Below are 21,665 nucleotides of genomic sequence, written 5' to 3' on the forward strand. Positions count from 1 at the left end.
CCGCGCGCCCGAGGATGTCCTAGGCCGCGTCCAGACAAGCCCGCACCTCGGCATAAGGGTAATCCGCCAACGCCGCAAACCCCGGCAGCTGACGCGCCTTCAGGCGCAGCAGCAGGGGCATGCTGATCCCGCAGAGAAAACGGGTCAGGCAGGTGCTGCTCGGCGCGTGGCCAAGGCGCTGTTGATGCACCGCCACAAAGGCGCCGGCCAGCTTCTGCACCTGCCCGGCGTCCAACGCCGCTAACGCGGGCGGCTGCGGCAACTCGGCCAATTGCCCCCGACACACCGAACAGTGGCCACAATGCTGCGGCGCGCTGGTGTCGCCAAAGTACCCAGCCAGACGCTGGCTTAGGCATTGGCGGCTGGCGAACAGTTCGAGCATGGCGTGGATGCGGGTAATCTCGCTGCGCTCCTGCTGGCTAAAGTAGTCATGCAGTTCTGCGCTTAACTGCTCAGGGTCAAAATCAGCCTTGAGTACGCTGTAGACCTCGGTCATCTGCTTGCTTTGCAACTCGATCCAACCCTGCTCCTGGAAATACTCCAGGGCCTTGATCGCCCGCCCGCGCTCGCCTTGGTGCTGTTGCCAGAGCTGCTCGAAGTCCATGGTCAGCCATGTCCGGGCCCGCTGGGCGCTGGCAAATAGCGCCTCGGTAAACTGCCGGCGCTCGCCCGGCATACGCTGCACAATCAGCTGCGGCTCGACGCTGAACTTAAACCGGTATTCGGCGAAGTAGGCATACAGGGGGCGGATAATGCCGCGCAGCTCCAGCTGCACCAGCAGGGTTTTCAGCGGCAGCGGGCGGATATTGCTCTGCTCGCTTAGGGCATTGAGCAGCAATTCCCACTGGCCGTGGCTGCTGCCTTGGCGCAGGGCGCTAAGCACCTCGGCGATGGCGCTTAACTCCGGGGTGTCGCCATACACAAAGTTCTCCAGCAGGCTCAGGCTGTCGCGGTTGGCCAGCACCACGCAATCAGCTGGCTGGCCATCACGGCCGGCGCGGCCGATTTCCTGGCTGTAGTTCTCGATGGATTTGGGCAAATCGAAGTGCAACACGTTGCGGATATCGGCCTTATCGATGCCCATGCCAAAGGCGATGGTGGCGACAATGCAGCGGCTGGCGCCGGCCATGAACTGGCGCTGAATGCGTTCGCGTTGCTCGCTGGGCAAGCCGGCGTGGTAAGCCTGGGCCGGCACGCCCTGCTGGCTTAAATACGCGGCGAGCTGCTCAGCGGTTTGCTGCTGGGTGACATAGACAATGCTCGCCTGCCCGGCCTTGCCCTGTAGCCACTGCGCCACGTACTGCTGACGATCGTTGCCGCTGATGGGCGCGACCAGCAAGTTAAGGTTAGGCCGGTAAAAGCCGGTGCGCACCACATCGGCCTCGGCGATGGCGAACTGACGCTGCATGTCAGCAATCACCGGCGCCGTGGCGGTGGCGGTCAGCAGCAAGACCTGGGGGATATTGAACTGGCGCTGGTAGTCCGGCAGCTTGAGATAGTCCGGCCGGAAGTTATGTCCCCAGGCCGAGATGCAGTGGGCCTCATCCACCACCAACATCGAGATCGCCACTTGGCTTAAAAAGTGGCGAAAACGCTCATTCTTTAAGCGTTCGACGCTGATCATGAGGATCTTCAGCTCACCGGCGCGGGCCTTGGCCATGGTCGCGTTGGCCTGTTCACGGCTTTGCGCCGAGTCGATACTGCCGGCGCTGATGCCAAGACGATGGAGGAACGCCAACTGATCCTGCATCAGCGCCAGCAAGGGCGACACCACCAAAGTCAGGTGCGGCAGATGCAGCGCCGGCAACTGATAGCACAGCGACTTGCCCGAGCCGGTCGGGAAGATCGCCGCCGCCGAGCGCCCGGCCAGCAGAGCGCTGACCACCGCATCCTGACCGGGGCGTAACTGGCTGAAGCCGAAGACCGTTTGCAGGGTACTGAGCATGGAACATTCCTCGGTGCATAAACCGCCCAGCAGCGGGCATAAAAAAACCGCCGGTGAAGGCGGTTTTTTATAGCAGATCGCAGCTTAGGCTTGCGGACCGGCGTTTTTGATCGCGTCGCTGACGTCGAACTTCTGGAAGTTGTCGGTGAACAACTTGGCCAGGGCTTTCGCCGCTTCGTCGTAGGCAGCTTTGTCAGCCCAGGTGTTGCGTGGGTTGAGCAGGTTGGTTTCGACGCCTGGAACAGCCTTTGGCACATCCAGGTTGATGATTGGCAGGTGCTCGGTTTCTGCACCGATCAGCGCGCCGCTCTGGATCGCCGCGATCACCCCACGAGTGGTCGGGATGTTGAAGCGCTTGCCGACGCCGTAGCCACCGCCAGTCCAACCGGTGTTAACCAGGTACACTTTGGAGCCGAAGGCGTTGATGCGCTTGATCAGCAGCTCAGCGTAGACGCCAGCCGGACGCGGGAAGAACGGTGCGCCGAAGCAGGTGGAGAAGGTCGACTTGATGCCGCCGCCCGAGCCCATTTCGGTGGAACCAACCAGCGCGGTGTAACCGGACAGGAAGTGGTACGCCGCTTGTTCGTTGTTGAGGATCGACACCGGTGGCAGCACGCCAGTCAGGTCGCAAGTCAGGAAGATCACCGCGTTCGGCTCGCCACCCAGGTTCAGCTCGCTGCGCTTCTCAACGTACTCCAGCGGGTACGCGGCGCGGCTGTTTTGGGTCAGGCTGTCGTCGGCGTAGTCGGACTTGCGCTGCTCATCAAGCACCACGTTTTCCAGCACGGTGCCGAACTTAATGGCTTTCCAGATCACTGGTTCGTTCTTCTCGGACAGGTCGATGCACTTGGCATAGCAACCGCCTTCGATGTTGAACACCACGCCTTCACCCCAACCGTGCTCGTCGTCACCGATCAGGTAGCGGCTTTCGTCAGCCGAGAGGGTGGTTTTACCGGTGCCGGACAGACCGAAGAACAGGGTCACGTCGCCTTCTTCGCCGATGTTGGCGGCGCAGTGCATCGGCAGCACGTCTTTCTCAGGCAGCAGGTAGTTCTGCACGCTGAACATGGCTTTTTTCATCTCACCGGCGTAGCGCATGCCAGCGATCAGGACTTTCTTGGCGGCGAAGTTGATGATCACGCAGCCATCGGAGTTGGTGCCATCACGCTCAGGCACGCACTCGAAGTTAGCCACGTTGAGCACTTGCCACTCAGCGCGGCCCGCCGGGTTGTACTGCTCAGGGTTGATGAACAGCTGACGGCCGAACAGGTTCTGCCAGGCAGTCGCGGTGGTCATTTTTACTGGCAGGTAGTGTTCCGCGGCGGAACCTACATGAACGTAGGAGACGAAGCTGTCTTGGGCGGCGGAGAAGGCCTCTACACGGTTCCACAACGCATCGAATTTATCGGCTGGGAACGGACGGTTGATGCCGCCCCAGGCGATGTTCGCGGCGCTGCTCGGCTCTTCCACGATGAACCGGTCAGCCGGCGAACGGCCCGTACGGTGGCCGGTACGGACTACCAGTGCGCCATTGTCGGCCAATTCACCTTCACCGCGGCGAAGGGCTTCTTCGACCAGTTGAGCAGCGCTAATGTCTGTGTACACGGTGTTGTTGGCTTGCGTCATGAGGTTCCCCGTCGGCCATGAAGCCGAGTCTTGCGAACGTTTTGTAGTAGGAATCTTGGTACTACTACAGCGAAAAAATTGCGCGGATTATGCCAGAAAAACCCTGCAGCGGGTGAAGCCCCCTGAGCAAAACATCCGCGCGATTACCATTAGCTATTAGTGGCGAGTGTCCGAAGGGGCCTCAGTGCCACCATCGACAAACAGTTGCAGCACGTCAGCGGCGTCGAACAGGTAGCGTTCGTTGCAGAACTGGCAGTCAATTTCCACGCTACCGCCGTGTTCTTGCACCAACGCCTGGGCGTCGGCCTGACCGAGACTGATCAGGGCACGACCAGAACGCTCGCGGGAGCAACTGCAACGGAATTGCAGGGCGCGCGGGTCAAACAAGCGCAGCGCGTCCTCGTGATAGAGGCGATGCAGCAGGGTTTCGTTATCCAACCCTAACAGCTCTTCGGCCTTCAGCGTGTCGGCCAGCGCCAGCGCGTGCAGCCAGCTTTCTTGGCGCTCTTCTGGGTCTTTGAGGCGATCCGCCGGCAGTTGCTGCAACAGCAGACCACGGGCGCGCTGGCCATCGGCACTGAGCCAGAAACGGGTGGGCAACTGCTCGGAAGTGGCGAAATAGTTACTGAGGCAATCCGCCAACGTCGCGCCATGCAGATCCACGATGCCCTGATAACGCTGGCCCGCCTTCGGATCAACGGTCATGGCCAGCACGCCGTCCGGCATTAAGGTCGGCAAGTCGGCGTCGGCGCTGATTTGTTCCGCGTGATAGCGGGCAATGCCACGCACGTCGCCGTCGCTGGAGCATTCCACCATCAGCAAAGGCACCGCGCCGCTGGAGCGTGCTTGCAGGATCAGCAGGCCATCAAACTTGAGGGTGCCAAGCAGCAACGATGCGGCGGCGAGCAGCTCACCGAGCAATTGCGCCACAGGTTGTGGGTAGGCGTGTTTGGCCAGCACATGGTGGTAACTGTCGGAGAGGCCGACCAGTTCGCCACGGATATCGCTGTCATCGAACAAGAAGCGTTGGGAGAAATCAGACATGCCCAGTTCACTGAATGGAAATAGGCCGCCGATTTTAGGCGCAAAACCGCCCCCGACCAAGCAACACTTATCTATTAAGCCTGAGAACGGAAACTATCGGACGCGCCGTCATCAATATTTATCGTAGGACAAACAGGCAAATATCGACACAGCCCTTGGCAAGCCAAGTGGTTTGTCCTTAGGCTTTAAGGTGCTAAATAAAAATTAACGACAAGGACGCTGTTATGTCATCTCTTCGCTTGAATAAGCACTGGCGACTATTGCCCATAATCCTCTGCCACCTGCTGGCCCTGCTGCTCCTTCTCAGCTGGCTGTGGCCGGTATCCCGGGCGATCTGGGATCAATTCGACTTACAACTGTTCCAGCAACTCAACGCGCCCATCGCCGGCAAGGGCCTGTGGGCCTATATCTGGGCCTTTGGCAGTCTGCGCCCGGTGGATATCGGCGTCGGCCTGGTCATGCTCGCGGTGATGCTCAAAGGCGACTTTATTTTCCCCGCCGCGCAAGTACGCAAGGCGCTGTTTGCCTTTCTCGGCGTGCTGCTGGTGATGCTGGTAATCCGCGTGCTGTTCAGTAAATGGGTCGACCACATGGACTGGCAGCACGACAGCCCGTCGATGGTGGTCGATGGCGCGATCCGCCTGACCGAACTGTTCCCCAGCTGGGAAGCCCGCTGGGAATTGAAGGACCGTTCGAGCAATAGCTTCCCCGGCGATCACGCCTCGGTGCTGCTGATCTGGGCGATGTTTATGAGCCTGTTTAGCCGTGGCTGGAAAACCGCGCTGGTGTGGCTGCTGGCCGGGATTTTTATGCTGCCACGCCTGGTGGCCGGCGCCCATTGGGGCTCCGACGACTTTGTCGGTGGCGTCCTGCTGGGCCTGCTCGGCCTGGCCTGGGGCAGCTTTACGCCGTGGGCCTACCACTTCAGCAATGCCCTGGAACGGGTCAGCGCCCCGCTGTGGCGGCACCTTGCGCAATGGCCGGTGCTCGGCAGCCTCAGCGTGATCAAGGCGCCGACCCCCGCCGCGAGCTAATCCTGCTGCTGGAGAAAATGCTGAAATTGCCGGCGCTGCTTCTTATTCGGCCGGCCATCGGTTTGTAGCCCTGCCGCGCCGGACTTCCGGGCGGCGCTGGCCTGCTCGCGCAGGGCAATGCTCTGCGCGGTTTCGGCGTAGAGTGCCTGCGCTTCGGGCGCGCCCCGGCGCACCACGCTGAGGGCCAGAACCTGCACGGTGCGCTGATCAAAACCGGCACGGATGACATATTCCTCGCCAACTTTTGGCTCTTTGCTAGGCTTGCAGCGTTCCCCCCGGTGATGCACTTTACCGCCCTCTATGGCGGCCTTAGCCAGTGCCCGGGTTTTGTAAAAGCGTGCGGCCCACAGCCATTTATCCAGGCGCACCTTGTCATCGTTATCGCTCATCCGAATGTCACCTTTCACACTGCGTTGGCAGATATTTTGCCTGACGAAGCTGTCCTACTTACCAACAAGATTTTCTGAGGTCCGCGATGGCTTCCAGCAATAGCCTCAACCAGCACAGCATTATCGGCCTGCGGGAGTGGATCAACCTACCGCAGCTGGGAATTATCGGCCTGCGCGCGAAAATTGATACCGGCGCCAGCACCTCCAGCTTGCATGCCAGCGATATTCAGCCGTTTAGCCGCAACGGTGAACAATGGGTGCGCTTCACTGCGCACATGGGCACTTTGGTCCAACGCGGCCACCGTTGCGAGGCGCCGCTGGTGTCGATGAAGACCATCAAAAGCTCCAACGGCCAAAGCCAATCGCGCTACGTGATCCGCACTCTAATCACCTTAGGTGAACAGCAATGGTGGGTGGAGTTCACACTAGCTTGCAGAAAAACCATGCGCTACCGCATCTTGCTTGGCTCCAAGGCCCTGATTGCGGGAAGATTACTGGTCGACCCGGCACGCAGCTACGTGCAGTCGAAACCGTCCCTTGCTAACCCTGCTGGTGCCTAATGAAAATCGCTGTGCTGTCGCGCAATCCGCGCCTTTATTCCACCCGCCGCCTGGTCGAAGCCGGTCAATTACGCGGCCATGAGATGGTGGTGATCGACACACTACGCGCTTACATGAACATCGCCAGCCACAAGCCGCAGATCCACTACCGCGGTAAACCCCTGGAAGGTTTTGATGCGGTGATCCCGCGCATCGGCGCCTCGGTAACCTTTTACGGCTGCGCGGTGCTGCGCCAGTTTGAAATGATGGGCGTGTTCCCGCTCAATGAGTCGGTGGCCATTGCCCGCTCGCGGGACAAACTGCGCTCCCTGCAATTGCTCTCGCGGCGTGGCATCGGCCTGCCGGTTACCGGCTTTGCCCACTCGCCGGACGACATCGCCGACCTGATCCAGATGGTCAACGGCGCGCCCTTGGTGATCAAGGTGCTGGAGGGCACCCAGGGCATTGGCGTGGTGCTGTGTGAAACCGCCACCGCCGCTGAGTCGGTGATCGAGGCCTTTATGGGCCTCAAGCAAAACATCATGGTGCAGGAATACATCAAGGAAGCCGGCGGCGCCGATATCCGCTGCTTTGTGGTCGGCGACAAGGTGATCGCGGCGATGAAGCGCCAGGCCAAGCCCGGCGAGTTCCGCTCCAACCTGCACCGCGGCGGCTCGGCCAGCCTGATCAAAATCACTCCGGAAGAACGCATGACCGCCATCCGCGCGGCCAAAGTCATGGGTCTGAGTCTGGCTGGGGTCGACATCCTGCGCTCCAACCATGGCCCGCTGGTGATGGAGGTCAATTCCTCGCCAGGCCTGGAGGGCATCGAAGCCACCACCGGCAAGGATGTGGCCGGGATCATCATTCAGTACATCGAGAAAAACGGCGGCCCACACCTGACCCGCACCCGCGGCAAGGGCTAAGCCTCGCGCTGTTGCAGCCACGCGACAAAGTCGGCCTCGGCCAGGGGCCGGCTAAAGTAATAGCCCTGCCCCAACTGGCAACCACTGGCTTGCAGACGCTGCAGCTGGCCTACGGTTTCGATGCCCTCGGCCACGCAATCCAGCCCGAGATTGCTGGCGATCATCAGGATCGTCTGCACCAACAACAGGGCGCTGCCCTCTTCGCTTTCCATATCCCAGGTAAAGCTGCGGTCGATCTTTAAACGATCCAACGGCAGGCGTTTAAGGTAGGTCAGCGACGAATAACCGGTGCCGAAGTCATCGATGGCAAAGCGCACGCCCAAGGCCTTGAGCGCCTGCATATTGCTGATGCACTGCTCGATGTCCTGCATCAGCACGCCTTCGGTGATTTCCATCTCCAGCGCCGTAGGCGGGATCTGGTAGCGCTGCAAGCACTCGCTGATCCGCTCAACACAGCCAGGCCTGCGCAGCTCGCGGGGGCTGAGGTTGACCGCCAGCACCAGTTGCGGCCACTGCTCAAGCCACTGCGCCAAAGTGCGGCAGGCTTGCTCCAGCACCCAACGGCCAATCTCCTCAATCAAGCCGGTTTCTTCGGCCAGCGGGATAAAGTCGCCGGGCATGATCTCGCCGCGCTGCGGGTGGCGCCAACGCAGCAGCACCTCGGCGCCACGCACTTGCTGGCTGAGCAGACACAGTTGCGGCTGGAACACCAAGTACAGTTGTTGCCGCGCGATGGCCTGGCGCAGCTCGTTTTGCAGTTGCAGGCGCTGGTCGATTTCGCTCTGCATCTGCTCGGCAAAAAAATGCAGGGCATTGCGCCCGCTCTGCTTGGCCCGGTACATGGCGGTGTCGGCCTGTTTCAGTACATCGGAGGCCGACTGGCTGCCAAAGGGGTGCAGGGCAATACCGATACTGGCGCTGATGGTCAGCTCGTGGTCCTCAATCCAGCAGCTGCCTTGCAGGCTCTGCAGCAACTTCTCGGCAGTGGTGGTGGCGGCACGGGCGGCGATTTGCGGGTTATCGCTGAGGCTTTCGAGCAGCACCACAAACTCATCACCGCCCATGCGCGCCAAGGTGTCTTCAGCCCGCAGGTTATTCGACAGGCGCTTGGTCACCTCTTTCAACAGGGCATCGCCGGCACGATGGCCGAGGCTGTCGTTAACCGTTTTGAAGTGATCCAAGTCGATAAACAGCAACGCGCCCAAGGTGCCGGCGCGCAATTCGCGATTCATCGAGTGCTGCAGGCGATCAAGCAGCAAGCGGCGGTTAGGCAGGCCGGTCAGTTCGTCGCTAAAGGCCAGACGCTCGATTTCTTGCTGGTATTGCTTACGCTCGGAAATATCCGTGACGCTGCCACGGATCAGCACCGGCTCGCCGGGCATCCGCACCAAGCGCACCTCGCAGGGCACCAGGCAGCCCCGACTGTCGCGGTGCAGCCACTCGAATACCGGAGCGCCACCGGCCATCACTTGCTCCAGATAGGTCTGGCCCAGCTCCGGCGAAGCCTGGCCACCTGGCTGCATGGCGGGATTTAACTCATACACGCACTTGGCATACAGCTCCTCGCGGCTGTAGCGCAGCAGACGCAACGCGTTTTCATTGCAGTCGACAACCCGGCCACTGAGGTCCATCAGCAAGATCGCTTCCGGCGCGTGCTCGACGATCGCGCGGTAACGCGCCTCGGCTTGCTGACGCTCGCTGGTGTCCTCCACCAGCAGCAAAAACATCCGCACCCGTCCAGTGCTGTGGCGCACCGCGCGCAAGCTCACCCGTGAATGCAGAATGCTGCCATCGGCGCGCTGCCAGCGTTTTTCCAGCTCAATGCCTTCACGCTGGCCGCTGTGCAGTTGATCAATCAGCGGCTGCTCCAACTGCAACTCCTCCGCCAGCGACAGGCTTTGCCAGCTACAGCTTTGCATCTGCTGCGCAGTGCGGCCGAGCATGCTGCACAGGCGTTGGTTGACCTCCTCCCAGACAAAATTCGGATCAGTCAGGGCCATGCCCATCAGCGGCGCCTCAAAGAACAGGCGCAGGCGCTCATCGCGCTCGCGCAGTTGCTGCTCGGCATCCTTGTGCGCGCTGACGTCCTGAATCGCCCCATAGATGCGCACCAGCTCGCTGCCGTCGCGCTCGGCAATGCCGCGAATACGCAGCCAACGCAGCTTGCCTTTGGCGCTGAGCAGGCGCGCCTCAAACTCGAACTGATCCTGACCCTGAATCACCCGTTGCAAGGTTTGCGCAGCCAGAGCGCCGCTGGGGGCGTCCATATAGCCCAGGGCTACATCCAGATTGGGCGGGCCATTGGCCGGGTCCAGCTCATAGATGCGGTAGCAGCCCGGGCTCCAGTCCATGCTGCGCTCGGGCATTTTCAAGATCCAGCCGCCTAAATCGGCGATATGTTCGGTCTGGCTGAATAAATGGCTTTGCTTAAGCAGTTCGCTGCTCTGCGCGCGGACCTGCTCCGCCAGCTGCTCTTTGACGGTGACGTCGCTTTGTAAGGTGAAGAAGTGGCTCACCCCCTGGGCGTCGTAAAGCGGCGCCAAGGTGAAATGGCTGCTGAAGTGCTCGCCATTTTTGCGCTGTTTACGCAGCACCACTTCACAGCGCGAGCCCATCTCCAAGGCCTGCTGCAGGCGGATGATGGACTCCATGCCCTGATCGTCGCTGAGGAGAAAATCCCACGACTTGCCCAGCAGCTCGGCGCGACTGTAGCCGGTGATGCGCTCAAAGGCCGGGTTGCAGTAAATCAGCGGCCACTGCGCCTGGCGCGCGTCGGCGATGGTCACGCCGAGGGGGCTGGCCTCCAGTGCCTGATTGGCCAGGGCCAATTGCTGCTGCATCTGCTTGCTGCGGGCCAGGGTCTGGCGCATATCGCTGAGGCTGCGGCCGACTAACAGGCTGGCGAGGATAAACAGCAGGACACTGAAATACAGCTCCAACTGACTGCTGTCGACACTCTGCAAAGGCTCGGTGACGCCGCGCAGCACCGGCAGCAACAGCACTAGGATGACCCCCGCCAACACCCCGCAGACGCTGCCGGCAAAGCCCCAAACCAAGGCCAGAGCGAGCATTTGCATGCCCAGCAACGGTAAGTAAACACTGAGCGGCACCCAGCCGAATAACCAACCGACGCCCAGCAACAAGGCCAATTGCACATACCAGGGCGGCACTTGGCGCAGGCTCGCATCGACATGGCGCGCGCCCTCCAAGCGGCTCGCTGCCAGCCATTGGCGACGACGCAGGCAAGGAGTCAGATAGACCAGCAGCGGCACGCTCACCGCCAGGGCAGTGAGGTTATCCACCAACCACAGCAGCGCAGCGGCGCGCCACAGATGCGTCGCCTCTAGATTGCCGCTTAAGCGCAGGCACAGGGCCAAGCCCAGGCACATGGGCACACTGGCGACCAACAGCGCACGCAGGACAAAGCGCAGCAGCGCTGCGGTGGACGGCAGAGCCGGGTCAAAGTTATTGCGCAGCAACCACCAGGCCAGGCCTAGGCTCAAGGTCTGCGGCAGGGCAAACAGCGGCGCCCACGACCAGCTCAGCTCCCACAGCGGCGCACAGAGCACGCCATTGAGATACACCGCCAGCAACACCCGTGGCCCCCACCACAGCAGCATCACCAGGGCTAAGGCATAAGGCAGATACCACAAGCCCGCCCCTTCACTGAACCACGTGAACAGCGATAACGCACTCGCAAGTAGCAGGAGGGGCAGCGGCAGCACCCATGTCCAGCGGGACAGCCGCGGTAGCGCAAGCAACATACTGATCTCGACCTAGGCAACTGCTTGAGCATAGTTCAGTCAGCCAATGTCGCACGCCAGTACCTAATTAAACTGCATCCCTCGGCAGTAACAGTCCCAGCGGCAAGCACACCCGCGCCTCTAGACCACCACCGGAGCGGTTGCGCAGCTCCACGTTGCCGCCATGCAAAGCGGCGATGCGCTTGACGATGGCCAGGCCTAAGCCGGCGCCTTGGCCACCACGGGCGCGGTCGCCACGAATAAAGGGGTTGAAGATGCTGGCCAGCTCTTGTGGATCAATCCCCGGGCCGCGATCCAACACGCTGATCACCAAGTACGGCGCGCTGTGATCACCGGATACCGAAACCGCCACTTCAACCGCACTGCCGGCATAGCGCAGGGCGTTTTCGATCAGGTTGACCAACAAACGCTTGAGCGATACCCGCCGCAGCGGCACCTGCGGCACCGGCTCCAAAAATAAGCGCACGGTTTCTTGCTTCTGGTTATAGGGCGCCACCACTTCGCCGATCACCTCGGCCAGATCCAGCACCTCCAGCGGCTCATCGCGGCCATCGCGGATAAACGCCAGAAACTGATCGAGGATGGCGTCCATATCCTCGATATCGCGCACCATGTCTTCAGTCAGCTCGCTGTCGCTCTGCAAAAACTCCAGAGACAAGCGCAAGCGGGTCAGCGGCGTGCGCAAGTCATGGGACACGCCGGCGAGCATCAGCTCACGCTCGCGGGCGGCCTGCTGCACATCCTCAGCCATCTGGTTGAAGGCGCGGTACACCTCGGTCATCTCACTGGGCGTATCGCTGATCGGCAGACGCACGCTGCGGCCTTGGCCGACATGCCGCGCGGCATAGACCAAGCGTTTCAAGGGCGCATTGAGCTGGCGCACGAAGATCCACGCCGCGGCGGTGGATAACAAACCAATGGCGAGGAACCAGCCGAGGACGTTCCAGATCCGCTGGCCGCGCAGCGGATGGGGATACAGCGGCACCCGCAGCCACTCATTGCCCAAGCTCGGCGCATGCACCCACAAAGCCGGCGGGCTGCTGGCACGCACCCGCACTTCGGTGTCGGGGCCAAGCTCCGCCTGCATTTGCCGCTCGAAAATATCGCTGTAGGGCCAGTGCTGCTCAGTGACCGGCACCTTGTTCGACGGCACGCGCTTAAGCCCCGCGGCGTCAGCAATCACATCCCGCTGCGTCGGCGTCGCCGCCCAATAAGCGCGCAAGGTCAAAGCCGCGCCATGGCTGTATTGGCGGTCGACCAAGACGTCCTCGTTCATCATCAGATAAACCAGGGTCAGCGCCTTGGAGAACAGCACCACAATCAGCACCAGCCATAAGGTGCGGGCGAAGAAGCTTTGCGGGAACCACAGCGGGGTTTTGATCACGGTGCTTTATTACCGTCCGGCACAAACACGTAGCCCACGCCCCAGACAGTCTGGATATAGCGTGGTTTGGACGGATCAGGCTCGATCAGGCGACGCAAACGCGAGATCTGCACGTCAATGGAACGCTCCAGAGCATCCCACTCGCGGCCCCGGGCCAGGTTCATCAGCTTGTCGCGGGTCAGCGGCTCGCGGGCGTGCTGAACCAAGGCTTTGAGTACCGCGAACTCACCGGTGGTGAGCATGTGCACTTCGTCGCCCTTACGCAGCTCGCGGGTGGCCAGCGACAGCTCGTAATCGCCGAAGCTCACCGAGGCGTCTTCGCTGCCCGGCGCACCAGGCACCAACGGGGTTTGTCGGCGCAGCACGGCTTTGATCCGCGCCAGCAACTCACGGGGGTTAAACGGCTTGGCCAGATAGTCGTCAGCGCCTAACTCCAAACCTTGGATACGGCTGGCTTCATCGCCTTTGGCGGTGAGCATGATGATCGGTACTTGGTTGTTCGCTTCACGCAGGCGCCGGCACGCAGACAAACCGTCTTCACCCGGCAGCATCAAATCCAGCACCACCAGATTGAACAGCTCGCGGGACAGCAGACGGTCCATTTGTTCGACGTTTTCCACGGTACGCACGCGGTAGCCTTGCTCGTCGAAAAACCGCTCAAGCAGACGACGCAGGCGTGCATCGTCATCAACGATCAGGATTTTTTCACCATCGGCAGGGACAGTAGTGCTGCTCATTCGGGGGCTCCTTGGTAAACCTAAGCCCGACGCAAACACGCAGGCAGGGCACAATGACCGGCATTATGGCTCAGCTGCTGGGGCTGGCGGGCAGTCCATTGTTAGCAGATTTTTCCCTGTTAACCGTAACCTTCCCCGGCCAGCAGTGCCAGTACCGGCTGCGAACGGGCAATGCGGCAGCTTGGCCAAGGCCGTGTTTATAATGCCGGCCTTTCGCGTTTGGCCCGCCCCGGCGTGGTCTTTTTGTCGTTCACGTGTGGATAGCGTTTATATGGATAGCATCAACAACCGCATCGCCAATGAACTGGGCGTGCGCCCACAACAAGTCGCCGCTGCGGTGGCCCTGCTTGATGAAGGCTCGACCGTACCGTTCATCGCCCGTTACCGTAAGGAAGTCACCGGCAGCCTCGACGACACCCAACTGCGTAACTTAGAAGAGCGCCTGCGCTACCTGCGCGAGTTGGACGAGCGCCGCGCCAGCATCCTAGCCAGCATCGAAGAACAGGGCAAACTGACCCCGGAACTGGCCCGCGAAATCAATCTGGCCGACAGCAAAACCCGTCTTGAAGACCTCTACCTGCCGTACAAACAGAAGCGCCGCACCAAGGGCCAGATCGCCTTGGAAGCCGGCCTCGGTGAATTGGCCGACGCACTGTTTAACGATCCAACGCTTAACCCAGAAAGCGAAGCCGCACGCTTTATCGATGCCGACAAAGGCTTCGCCGACATCAAAGCCGTGCTCGAAGGCGCCAAGTACATCCTCATGGAGCGCTTTGCCGAGGACGCCACCCTGCTGGCCAACCTGCGCAGCTACCTGAAAGACAACGCCACCCTGAGCGCCCGCCTGGTCGCCGGTAAAGAAGCCGAAGGGGCGAAATTCCGCGATTACTTCGAGCACGACGAGAAATTCAAAGGCGCTCCGTCGCACCGTGCCCTGGCGATTTTCCGTGGTCGCAACGAAGGCATCTTGAGCGCCAGCCTGAAGGTCGGCGACGAGCTGCCGGGCACCCTGCATCCCTGTGAAGGCATGATTGCCGAGCGTTTTGGCATCAGCAACCAAGGCCGCGCGGGGGATAAATGGCTCGGTGAAGTGGTCCGCTGGACCTGGAAGGTCAAGCTCTACACCCACCTGGAAACCGACCTGTTCGGCGAGCTGCGCGAAGGCGCCGAAGACGAAGCCATCAGCGTGTTTGCGCGCAACCTGCACGACCTGCTGCTGGCCGCCCCAGCTGGCCCCCGCGCCACCCTGGCACTGGACCCGGGCCTGCGCACCGGCTGCAAAATCGCCGTGGTCGATGCCACCGGCAAGGTTCTCGACACCACCGCCGTGTACCCCCACGCACCGCGTAACGACTGGGACGGCACCATCAACACGCTGGCCAAGCTGTGCGCCAAACATAACGTCGAGCTGATCGCCATCGGCAACGGCACCGCCAGCCGCGAAAGCGACAAGCTGGTGATCGAGCTGATCAAAAAGTATCCACAGCTGAAGCTGACCAAAATCATGGTCAGCGAAGCCGGCGCTTCGGTGTACTCGGCCTCGGAACTGGCGGCCAAAGAATTCCCGGATCTGGACGTCTCGCTGCGCGGCGCCGTGTCCATCGGCCGCCGCCTGCAAGATCCGCTGGCCGAGCTGGTGAAGATCGACCCGAAATCCATTGGGGTGGGCCAGTACCAGCACGACGTATCGCAGCTCAAGTTGGCGCGCTCGCTGGATGCGGTGGTCGAGGACTGCGTGAACGCCGTCGGCGTCGACGTCAACACCGCCTCCGCCGCCCTGCTCGCGCGCATCTCTGGCCTCAACGGCACACTGGCGCAAAACATCGTCAATTACCGCGATGCCAACGGCGCCTTTAACAGCCGCGCGGAGCTGCTGAAAGTGCCGCGCCTGGGCGACAAAACCTTCGAGCAGGCCGCCGGTTTCTTGCGTGTGATGAACGGCAATAACCCGCTGGACGCCTCGGCGGTGCACCCGGAAACCTACCCGCTGGTGCAACGCATTGCTGCCGATACCGGCCGCGATATTCGTTCGCTGATCGGCGACAGCAGCTTCCTTAAGCGCCTTGATCCCAAGCAGTTCACCGATGAGAAATTCGGCCTGCTGACCATCAACGACATCCTCAGCGAGCTGGAAAAACCCGGCCGCGACCCGCGACCCGAGTTTAAAACCGCTGAGTTCCAGGACGGCGTGGAAACCCTGCAAGACCTCAAGCTGGGCATGATCCTCGAGGGCGTGGTGACCAACGTCACCAACTTCGGTGCCTTCGTCGATATCGGCGTGCATCAGGACGGCCTGGTGCATATCTCGGCGCTGTCGGAGAAGTTCATCAAAGACCCCCACGAAGCGGTCAAAGCCGGCGACGTGGTCAAGGTCAAGGTCATGGAGGTGGACATCCCGCGTAACCGTATCGCCCTGAGCATGCGCATGGGCGACACCCCCGGCGAGAAAGTCGAAGGCCCCAAAGGCGGCAACCGTGGCGGCAATGCGCCACGTAGCGAACGGCACTCCCGTGAGGATAAACCGGCGCCAGCCAGCGGCGGCATGGCGGCTTTGTTTGCCAATGCCAAGCAACTGAAGAAGTAACCCGCACAGCGGACGCCGGCCTGCAAGGCCCGCGTCCGCTGCCCGTCGACCAGGGACGGCTAAATACAGCCGCAGTTGCTATAACACTCTCAGGGGCTGCTGAGTTATAAGACGCGTCTGCTTGATTTAAAGGCGTTAAGGCCCCTTGTAGAGCCCGACCATCGTCCCCATATCGGGGCAACCGATGCCTGAAGGAATGCACACTTGAGCGATTTGTTATCCCGCCGCCTGGCCCAGCTTGGCGAGCGCGCCAACCTCTCCCTGCTTTCCCAGTGCCTGCACGGCATCGAACGTGAATGCTTGCGGGTCGATGGCGCTGGCCAATTGGCCCTGACCCCGCACCCAAAGAATTTAGGCTCGGCGCTCACTCACGCGCAGATCACCACCGATTACTCCGAGTCGCTGCTGGAATTTATCACCCCAGCCGAACCGGACCCGGCCACCACCCTGGCCGACTTGGAACGCATCCACCGTTTCGTCTACAGCAAGCTCGATGGTGAGTACCTGTGGAGCCCGTCGATGCCCTGCGCCCTGCCAGAAGAAGAGCAGATCCCGATTGCCCAGTACGGCAGCTCGCATATCGGTGAGCTCAAGTACGTGTATCGCAAAGGCCTGGCCCTGCGTTACGGCAAAACCATGCAGTGCATTGCCGGCATCCACTACAACTTCTCCCTGCCCGAAGCGCTCTGGCAAGCCCAGCAAGAAGCCGAAGGCGACAACAGCAGCGCCCGCGACTATCAGTCGACACGCTATATCGCCCTGATCCGTAACTTTCGTCGCTACAGCTGGCTGCTGATGTACCTGTTCGGCGCCTCGCCAGCCCTGCACAAAGGCTTTATGCGCGGGCGGCCACACCAGTTGCAGGAGCTCGACGACGAGACCCTCTATCTGCCCTACGCCACCAGCCTGCGCATGAGCGACCTGGGTTATCAGAGCAGCGCCCAAGCCGGCCTGACGCCCTGCTACAACAACCTGGCCAGCTACACCGACAGCCTGCGCCGAGCAGTTGGCACGCCGTACCCACCCTATGTCGAAGTCGGCACCAAGAAAGACGGGCAGTGGCTGCAGCTCAACTGCAACATCCTGCAGATTGAAAACGAGTACTACTCCAACATCCGCCCCAAGCGCGTGACCTACAGCGGCGAACGGCCGATCCAAGCGCTGATGGCCCGTGGCGTGCAGTACGTCGAAGTGCGCTGCCTGGATATCAATCCCTTCCTGCCGCTGGGCATTGACCTCAGCGAGGCGCGCTTCCTCGACGCCTTCCTGCTGTTCTGCGCCATGCATGACAGCCCCTTGCTGCAAAGCAACGAGTGCGGCGACTGCGGCGATAACTTCCTTATAGTGGTGAAAGAAGGCCGCCGTCCCGACCTGCATCTGCAACGTGACGGCCAGCCGGTGCTGCTCAAAGATTGGGCCAACGACCTGCTGGGCCAGATCGCGGCCCTGGCGGACCTGCTCGATCAGAGCCAAGGCAGCGACACCCATCGCCAGGCGCTGAACGCCCAACAAGCGAAAGTCGCCGACCCGGCCCTGACCCCTTCGGCGCAAGTGCTGGCGGCCCTGCAACAAGGCCAGAGCTTTACCCAGTTTGCCTTGGCGCAAAGCCTGAGCCATGCCGAGTACTTCCGCAGCCAGGCGCTGAGCACCGCGCAGCAAGCCGAGTTTGAAGCCAGCGTCAGCCAGTCCCTGGTTGAGCAAAGCGCTCTGGAAGCCGAAGAACACGGCGACTTCGACAACTTCGCCGCCGCCTACCAAGCCAGCATCCTCGCCCTCGCGGTATAAGCCCCAGCAGCGTAACGTCGACCCCCGACGTTGCGCTGCGGCTTGGTCAAGCGGCGCAGCGCAAACCAGCTGCCAGGGATTTTTGCCAAGCCGGTCACAGGCCCTGCCAGTGGTGCTAAAAGCGAGATCAGTGGCGCATTCAGCACAGCCTGCGGGGGCTAGGATTAACCTGAAGTGGTTAGCCCGAGCAGCCTGATGGACTCATCCAACCCCACAGCCCAAGACTGGAGCCTTGAAAGCCTGGAAAAGGCTTATCAGAAAGGCTACATGGCCGGCCTCACCGGTCAGGCCCAGCACGCCCATGAGCTAAGCGCCGAGGTGCTGGTGGCCGCCTGGGAAGCCGGCTGGGCCGACGGTCTTGAGCAATACCAACTGCATCGGCGCCATCGCGCTTAAGCCACTCCCCTACTGCCGTAGCAAACGACGCTTAACCTGGCACAGGCTGGCTGCCTAAGGCCTTTGGCTGTGCGCAATTTATCCGCCACAGGCCTGATCAAATAGGTTTTAATCGACAAAATACCGATTTTTATTCGATAAATATCGAGTTATAGCCCTTTAAAATCAGCCAATCCGCTTGGAAAGCCGATTTTTATCGGTTATAAATAGCTTATTCATTGCTAGGCTTGGCCGTTTCAACAAAGTGTCAGCGGCCCGTTCTAGTCTTAGATGACTCGTAACCCCTGCTGAGGTGCCCCCTATGAGCCGTATCGTTTCCGTCGCCGCCACCCAGATGGCCTGTTCTTGGGATACTGCTGCGAATATCGCCAACGCCGAAAAACTGGTGCGCCAAGCCGCCGCCAAAGGCGCGCAGATCATCCTGATCCAAGAGCTGTTCGAGACGCCCTACTTCTGCCAGAAGCCCAATGCCGATTACCTGCAACTGGCCACCCCTGTGGAGAGCAACCCGGCGATCCTGCACTTCCAGAAAGTTGCCAAAGAGCTGCAAGTGGTATTGCCGATCAGCTTCTTCGAGCTGGCCGGGCGCGCGCGTTTTAACAGCATCGCGATCATCGATGCCGACGGCACTAACCTCGGCATTTATCGTAAGAGCCATATCCCGGATGGCCCTGGTTATCACGAGAAGTACTACTTCAACCCAGGCGACACCGGCTTCAAGGTGTGGAACACCCGCTACGCCAAAATCGGCGTAGGCATCTGCTGGGATCAGTGGTTCCCGGAGTGTGCCCGCAGCATGGCGCTGCTGGGTGCGGAAATCCTGTTCTACCCGACCGCCATCGGCAGCGAACCGCACGACCCCAACATCACCTCCCGCGAGCACTGGCAGCGCGTGCAGCAAGGCCATGCCGGCGCTAACCTGATGCCGCTGGTGGCCAGCAACCGTATCGGTCGCGAAGACCAGGGCGACTACCACATCAACTTCTACGGCTCGTCCTTTATCGCCAACCAGTTCGGCGAAAAAGTCGAAGAGCTCAACCAAACCGAAGAAGGCATCCTGGTCCACAGCTTTGATCTGGACCAGCTTGAGCATATCCGTAGCGCCTGGGGTAGCTTCCGTGATCGCCGGCCAAACCTCTACGGCCCGGTGCTGACTCTGGACGGCAAACTGGCCAGCGAATAATCCTTCTTACTGGGCTGCTAAAAAACTAGCCGAGGCGGCAAGCGCGGGGCAAAAACAGGCGGACAGCGACGAGTTTACGGCCGTGTAAATAAGCATCTTGCTTGGCCCTAGCCCGTTTAACCCCAGCGCTTACACACCGGTGATATTTAGCGGTGCCCTTTTGTGCCGGGCAGCCTCAATGCTGCCCCTTGCCACAGGTAACAGTCATGACCCTGACCAGCACTCCCCGCGCCGACGGTTTTCACATGCCAGCGGAATGGGCACCCCACAGCCAAACCTGGATGATCTGGCCCGAGCGCCCGGACAACTGGCGCCTAGGCGGCAAGCCGGCGCAAGCAGCCTTCACGGCCGTAGCCAAAGCCATTGCCGAGTTTGAGCCGGTGACCATCGGCGTCAGCGCCAAGCAATATGAAAACGCCCGGGCGCGTCTCGACCACGCCAATATCCGCGTGGTGGAAATCAGCAACGACGACGCCTGGGTGCGCGACACCGGACCGACCTTCGTCACTAATAACCAAGGCGAAGTACGCGGCGTGGACTGGGCCTTTAACGCCTGGGGCGGCTTTAACGGCGGCCTCTATGCTCCGTGGCAAACCGACGACCAAGTGGCGCGCAAGATTCTCGAAATCGAACGCTGCGCGCGCTATCGCACCGACGATTTTGTATTGGAAGGCGGCTCCATTCATGTCGACGGCGAAGGCACCCTGATCACCACCGAAGAATGCCTGCTCAACGCCAACCGCAACCCGCATCTGAGCCGCGAACAGATCGAGACGGTACTGCGCGAGCACCTGAGCATCGACACGGTGATCTGGCTGCCAGACGGCCTGTACAACGACGAAACCGACGGCCATGTGGATAACTTCTGCTGCTACGTGCGCCCCGGCGAGGTCCTGCTGGCCTGGACCGACGACCGCAACGACCCCAACTACCCCCGCTGCCAAGCCGCCATGCAGGTGCTGGAAAACGCGCGCGATGCCAAGGGCCGCCAGCTGGTGGTGCACAAAATGCCAATCCCCGGCCCCCTGCACGCCACCGCAGAAGAATGCGCCGGCGTTGATATGGTCGACGGCAGCCAGGAACGCGATCCCTCGATCCGCCTGGCCGGCTCCTACGTCAACTTCCTGATCGTCAACGGCGGCATCATCGCCCCCAGCTTCGACGACCCGAAAGACGCCGAAGCCCGCACCCTGCTCGAACAGCTCTTCCCCGAGCACCGCGTAGTCATGGTCCCGGGCCGCGAAATCCTTCTGGGCGGCGGCAATATCCACTGCATCACCCAGCAACAACCCGCCGCATAAAACCGTAAAACAAAAACGCCCGGCCAATTAGCCGGGCGTTTTTATTGACCCTAATCCCCTGTCCACCCGCTCCGCTCGACGCCAATAGCCGCAAGTACCACAGCCACTCACCGGCCTTACTCCAACCCCACAACCGCTCTTGCGTGCTTAGCGCAAAGTGCTCAAAGTTTTCCGGCTCGTGGGATCAAGGTAAATCAGCCGGCCGTATTAAATCTTCCGGTCGCACAACGTGTAGTAAGTAGGGTGGACAACGCGAAGCTTGTCCACCATAAGCCGAACATCCAACAATAACCGTTAACGCCTTATCACATAAAGCTGTAACAGGTATAACGCTCACGCCGGGAAACGGTGGATGGGTAAAGCGTCATCCACCCTACTCGCTGCGAGATCAGATGGCGTTGGATTTGCCCTCTGCGGCATTTACAAGCTCATCCTTTGAAGTGGGTCTGTTGAAACTTGATACCCACATCTTCATGCCATCCTTTATATGGCCGCATACCTCAATTGCTTCTTGGTATAGCTCCAGCTTCACAAGGGCATAAGCTCTGAGAAATATAAGCTCATCAGTATAGGGGGTATGTGTGTCTGGCAGCCCCGCAATGCCCATATTCACCGTTCGATATGCATCCTTGAATTTTCCCGCCCTTATTAAACATAGAGAGGCAAAGAAAATATCCGCCTCTTCTTGGGCTTCGCCAATAAGCTCAAGGCGGTCATCAATCGCTTGCTGATAATCACCTAGCAAACTGTGTATATGGGATCTCTTGCGCAGAAGATTCCGATGCTCATCAGTACTTGTCTCTTCTAGAAGCAGATTGCAAAGGCCGAGGGCCTCATCGTATTTCCGATTTTTGATGAGGCCGTCTAGCTTCTTGATATCAGTTAATTGGTTCAATTTGCTCTGTTGCCTCCGCAACGTTGAGAAACGCAACCCATCATGAAGGTGTGAATCGCCCCTAGTTTCGTAGACACCTCCAGGCCTCATAATACGGCCCATTAGGAGGTGCCATGAGCAACCCGCGTTATCC

Annotated in this window: 16 protein-coding genes; 8 read left to right on the top strand and 8 right to left on the bottom strand. The window is 60.6% G+C overall.

Annotated elements, in window-relative coordinates; genetic code table 11:
* Window positions 1–19: 19 nt before the first annotated feature.
* The 3 genes from NTD81_RS15535 to hslO form a co-directional block, all read right to left on the bottom strand.
* Entirely contained in the window at window positions 20–1,945 is a 1,926-nt protein-coding gene (locus tag NTD81_RS15535; RefSeq protein WP_262183522.1) for an ATP-dependent DNA helicase RecQ, read from the bottom strand.
* Between the two features lie 84 nt (window positions 1,946–2,029).
* On the bottom strand, window positions 2,030–3,571 hold the full coding sequence (locus tag NTD81_RS15540) for a phosphoenolpyruvate carboxykinase (protein WP_262183523.1): 1,542 nt from the start codon (window positions 3,569–3,571) through the stop codon (window positions 2,030–2,032).
* A gap of 156 nt (window positions 3,572–3,727) precedes the next feature.
* Window positions 3,728–4,615, bottom strand: coding sequence for an Hsp33 family molecular chaperone HslO (gene hslO, locus NTD81_RS15545; protein WP_262183524.1), 888 nt, complete (start codon window positions 4,613–4,615; stop codon window positions 3,728–3,730).
* A 224-nt stretch (window positions 4,616–4,839) separates the two neighbouring features.
* On the opposite strand from hslO, the gene NTD81_RS15550 reads away from it, so the two are divergent.
* A complete protein-coding gene (locus NTD81_RS15550) occupies window positions 4,840–5,649 on the top strand; it encodes a phosphatase PAP2 family protein (protein ID WP_262183525.1) in 810 nt (269 codons plus the stop codon).
* Here NTD81_RS15550 and NTD81_RS15555 read toward each other — a convergent pair.
* Window positions 5,646–6,038: an RNA-binding S4 domain-containing protein gene (locus tag NTD81_RS15555; protein ID WP_262183526.1), complete on the bottom strand. Its 393-nt coding sequence runs from the start codon at window positions 6,036–6,038 to the stop codon at window positions 5,646–5,648. The genes NTD81_RS15550 and NTD81_RS15555 overlap by 4 nt on opposite strands.
* 86 nt (window positions 6,039–6,124) lie before the next feature.
* Between NTD81_RS15555 and NTD81_RS15560 the strand changes: the two genes are divergently transcribed.
* The gene (locus tag NTD81_RS15560) at window positions 6,125–6,598 is read left to right on the top strand and encodes an ATP-dependent zinc protease (RefSeq protein WP_262183527.1); all 474 of its coding nucleotides are present in this window, start codon (window positions 6,125–6,127) and stop codon (window positions 6,596–6,598) included.
* Complete coding sequence (gene rimK, locus NTD81_RS15565) at window positions 6,598–7,503, top strand: 30S ribosomal protein S6--L-glutamate ligase (RefSeq protein ID WP_262183528.1); 906 nt, start codon at window positions 6,598–6,600, stop codon at window positions 7,501–7,503. Before NTD81_RS15560 ends, rimK begins: the two co-directional genes overlap by 1 nt.
* Here the strand turns inward: rimK and NTD81_RS15570 are convergent.
* The 3 genes from NTD81_RS15570 to ompR all read right to left on the bottom strand — a co-directional run bounded on the left by NTD81_RS15570 (window position 7,500) and on the right by ompR (window position 13,388).
* Complete coding sequence (locus NTD81_RS15570; RefSeq protein ID WP_262183529.1) at window positions 7,500–11,267, bottom strand: EAL domain-containing protein; 3,768 nt, start codon at window positions 11,265–11,267, stop codon at window positions 7,500–7,502. The genes rimK and NTD81_RS15570 overlap by 4 nt on opposite strands.
* Window positions 11,268–11,334: 67 nt before the next feature.
* Window positions 11,335–12,648, bottom strand: a complete 1,314-nt coding sequence (locus tag NTD81_RS15575) for an ATP-binding protein (protein ID WP_262183559.1) — start codon at window positions 12,646–12,648, stop codon at window positions 11,335–11,337.
* On the bottom strand, window positions 12,648–13,388 hold the full coding sequence (gene ompR / locus NTD81_RS15580; protein WP_262183530.1) for a two-component system response regulator OmpR: 741 nt from the start codon (window positions 13,386–13,388) through the stop codon (window positions 12,648–12,650). Before ompR ends, NTD81_RS15575 begins: the two co-directional genes overlap by 1 nt.
* A 271-nt stretch (window positions 13,389–13,659) precedes the next feature.
* Between ompR and NTD81_RS15585 the strand changes: the two genes are divergently transcribed.
* From NTD81_RS15585 to aguA, 5 genes are all read left to right on the top strand, one after another.
* Window positions 13,660–15,972 (top strand): Tex family protein, encoded by a 2,313-nt coding sequence (locus NTD81_RS15585; RefSeq protein WP_262183531.1) that lies wholly within the window; start codon window positions 13,660–13,662, stop codon window positions 15,970–15,972.
* A gap of 204 nt (window positions 15,973–16,176) precedes the next feature.
* Window positions 16,177–17,757 carry a glutamate--cysteine ligase gene (gene gshA / locus NTD81_RS15590; protein WP_262183532.1) on the top strand — a complete coding sequence of 527 codons (1,581 nt, stop codon included), beginning with the start codon at window positions 16,177–16,179 and terminating at the stop codon, window positions 17,755–17,757.
* Window positions 17,758–17,952: 195 nt separating this feature from the next.
* Window positions 17,953–18,153 carry a ribosome modulation factor gene (gene rmf / locus NTD81_RS15595; RefSeq protein ID WP_262183533.1) on the top strand — a complete coding sequence of 67 codons (201 nt, stop codon included), beginning with the start codon at window positions 17,953–17,955 and terminating at the stop codon, window positions 18,151–18,153.
* Window positions 18,154–18,454: 301 nt separating this feature from the next.
* Window positions 18,455–19,336, top strand: coding sequence for an N-carbamoylputrescine amidase (gene aguB, locus NTD81_RS15600; RefSeq protein WP_262183534.1), 882 nt, complete (start codon window positions 18,455–18,457; stop codon window positions 19,334–19,336).
* 206 nt (window positions 19,337–19,542) lie between these two features.
* Window positions 19,543–20,637 carry an agmatine deiminase gene (gene aguA / locus NTD81_RS15605; protein ID WP_262183535.1) on the top strand — a complete coding sequence of 365 codons (1,095 nt, stop codon included), beginning with the start codon at window positions 19,543–19,545 and terminating at the stop codon, window positions 20,635–20,637.
* Window positions 20,638–21,025: 388 nt separating this feature from the next.
* Here aguA and NTD81_RS15610 read toward each other — a convergent pair.
* Window positions 21,026–21,665 (bottom strand): CDC27 family protein (locus tag NTD81_RS15610; protein ID WP_262183536.1); only part of this gene is annotated, 640 nt, incomplete at its 5' end.

The organism is Pseudomonas sp. 5P_3.1_Bac2, assembly GCF_025465995.1.
Lineage (GTDB): Bacteria > Pseudomonadota > Gammaproteobacteria > Pseudomonadales > Pseudomonadaceae > Aquipseudomonas.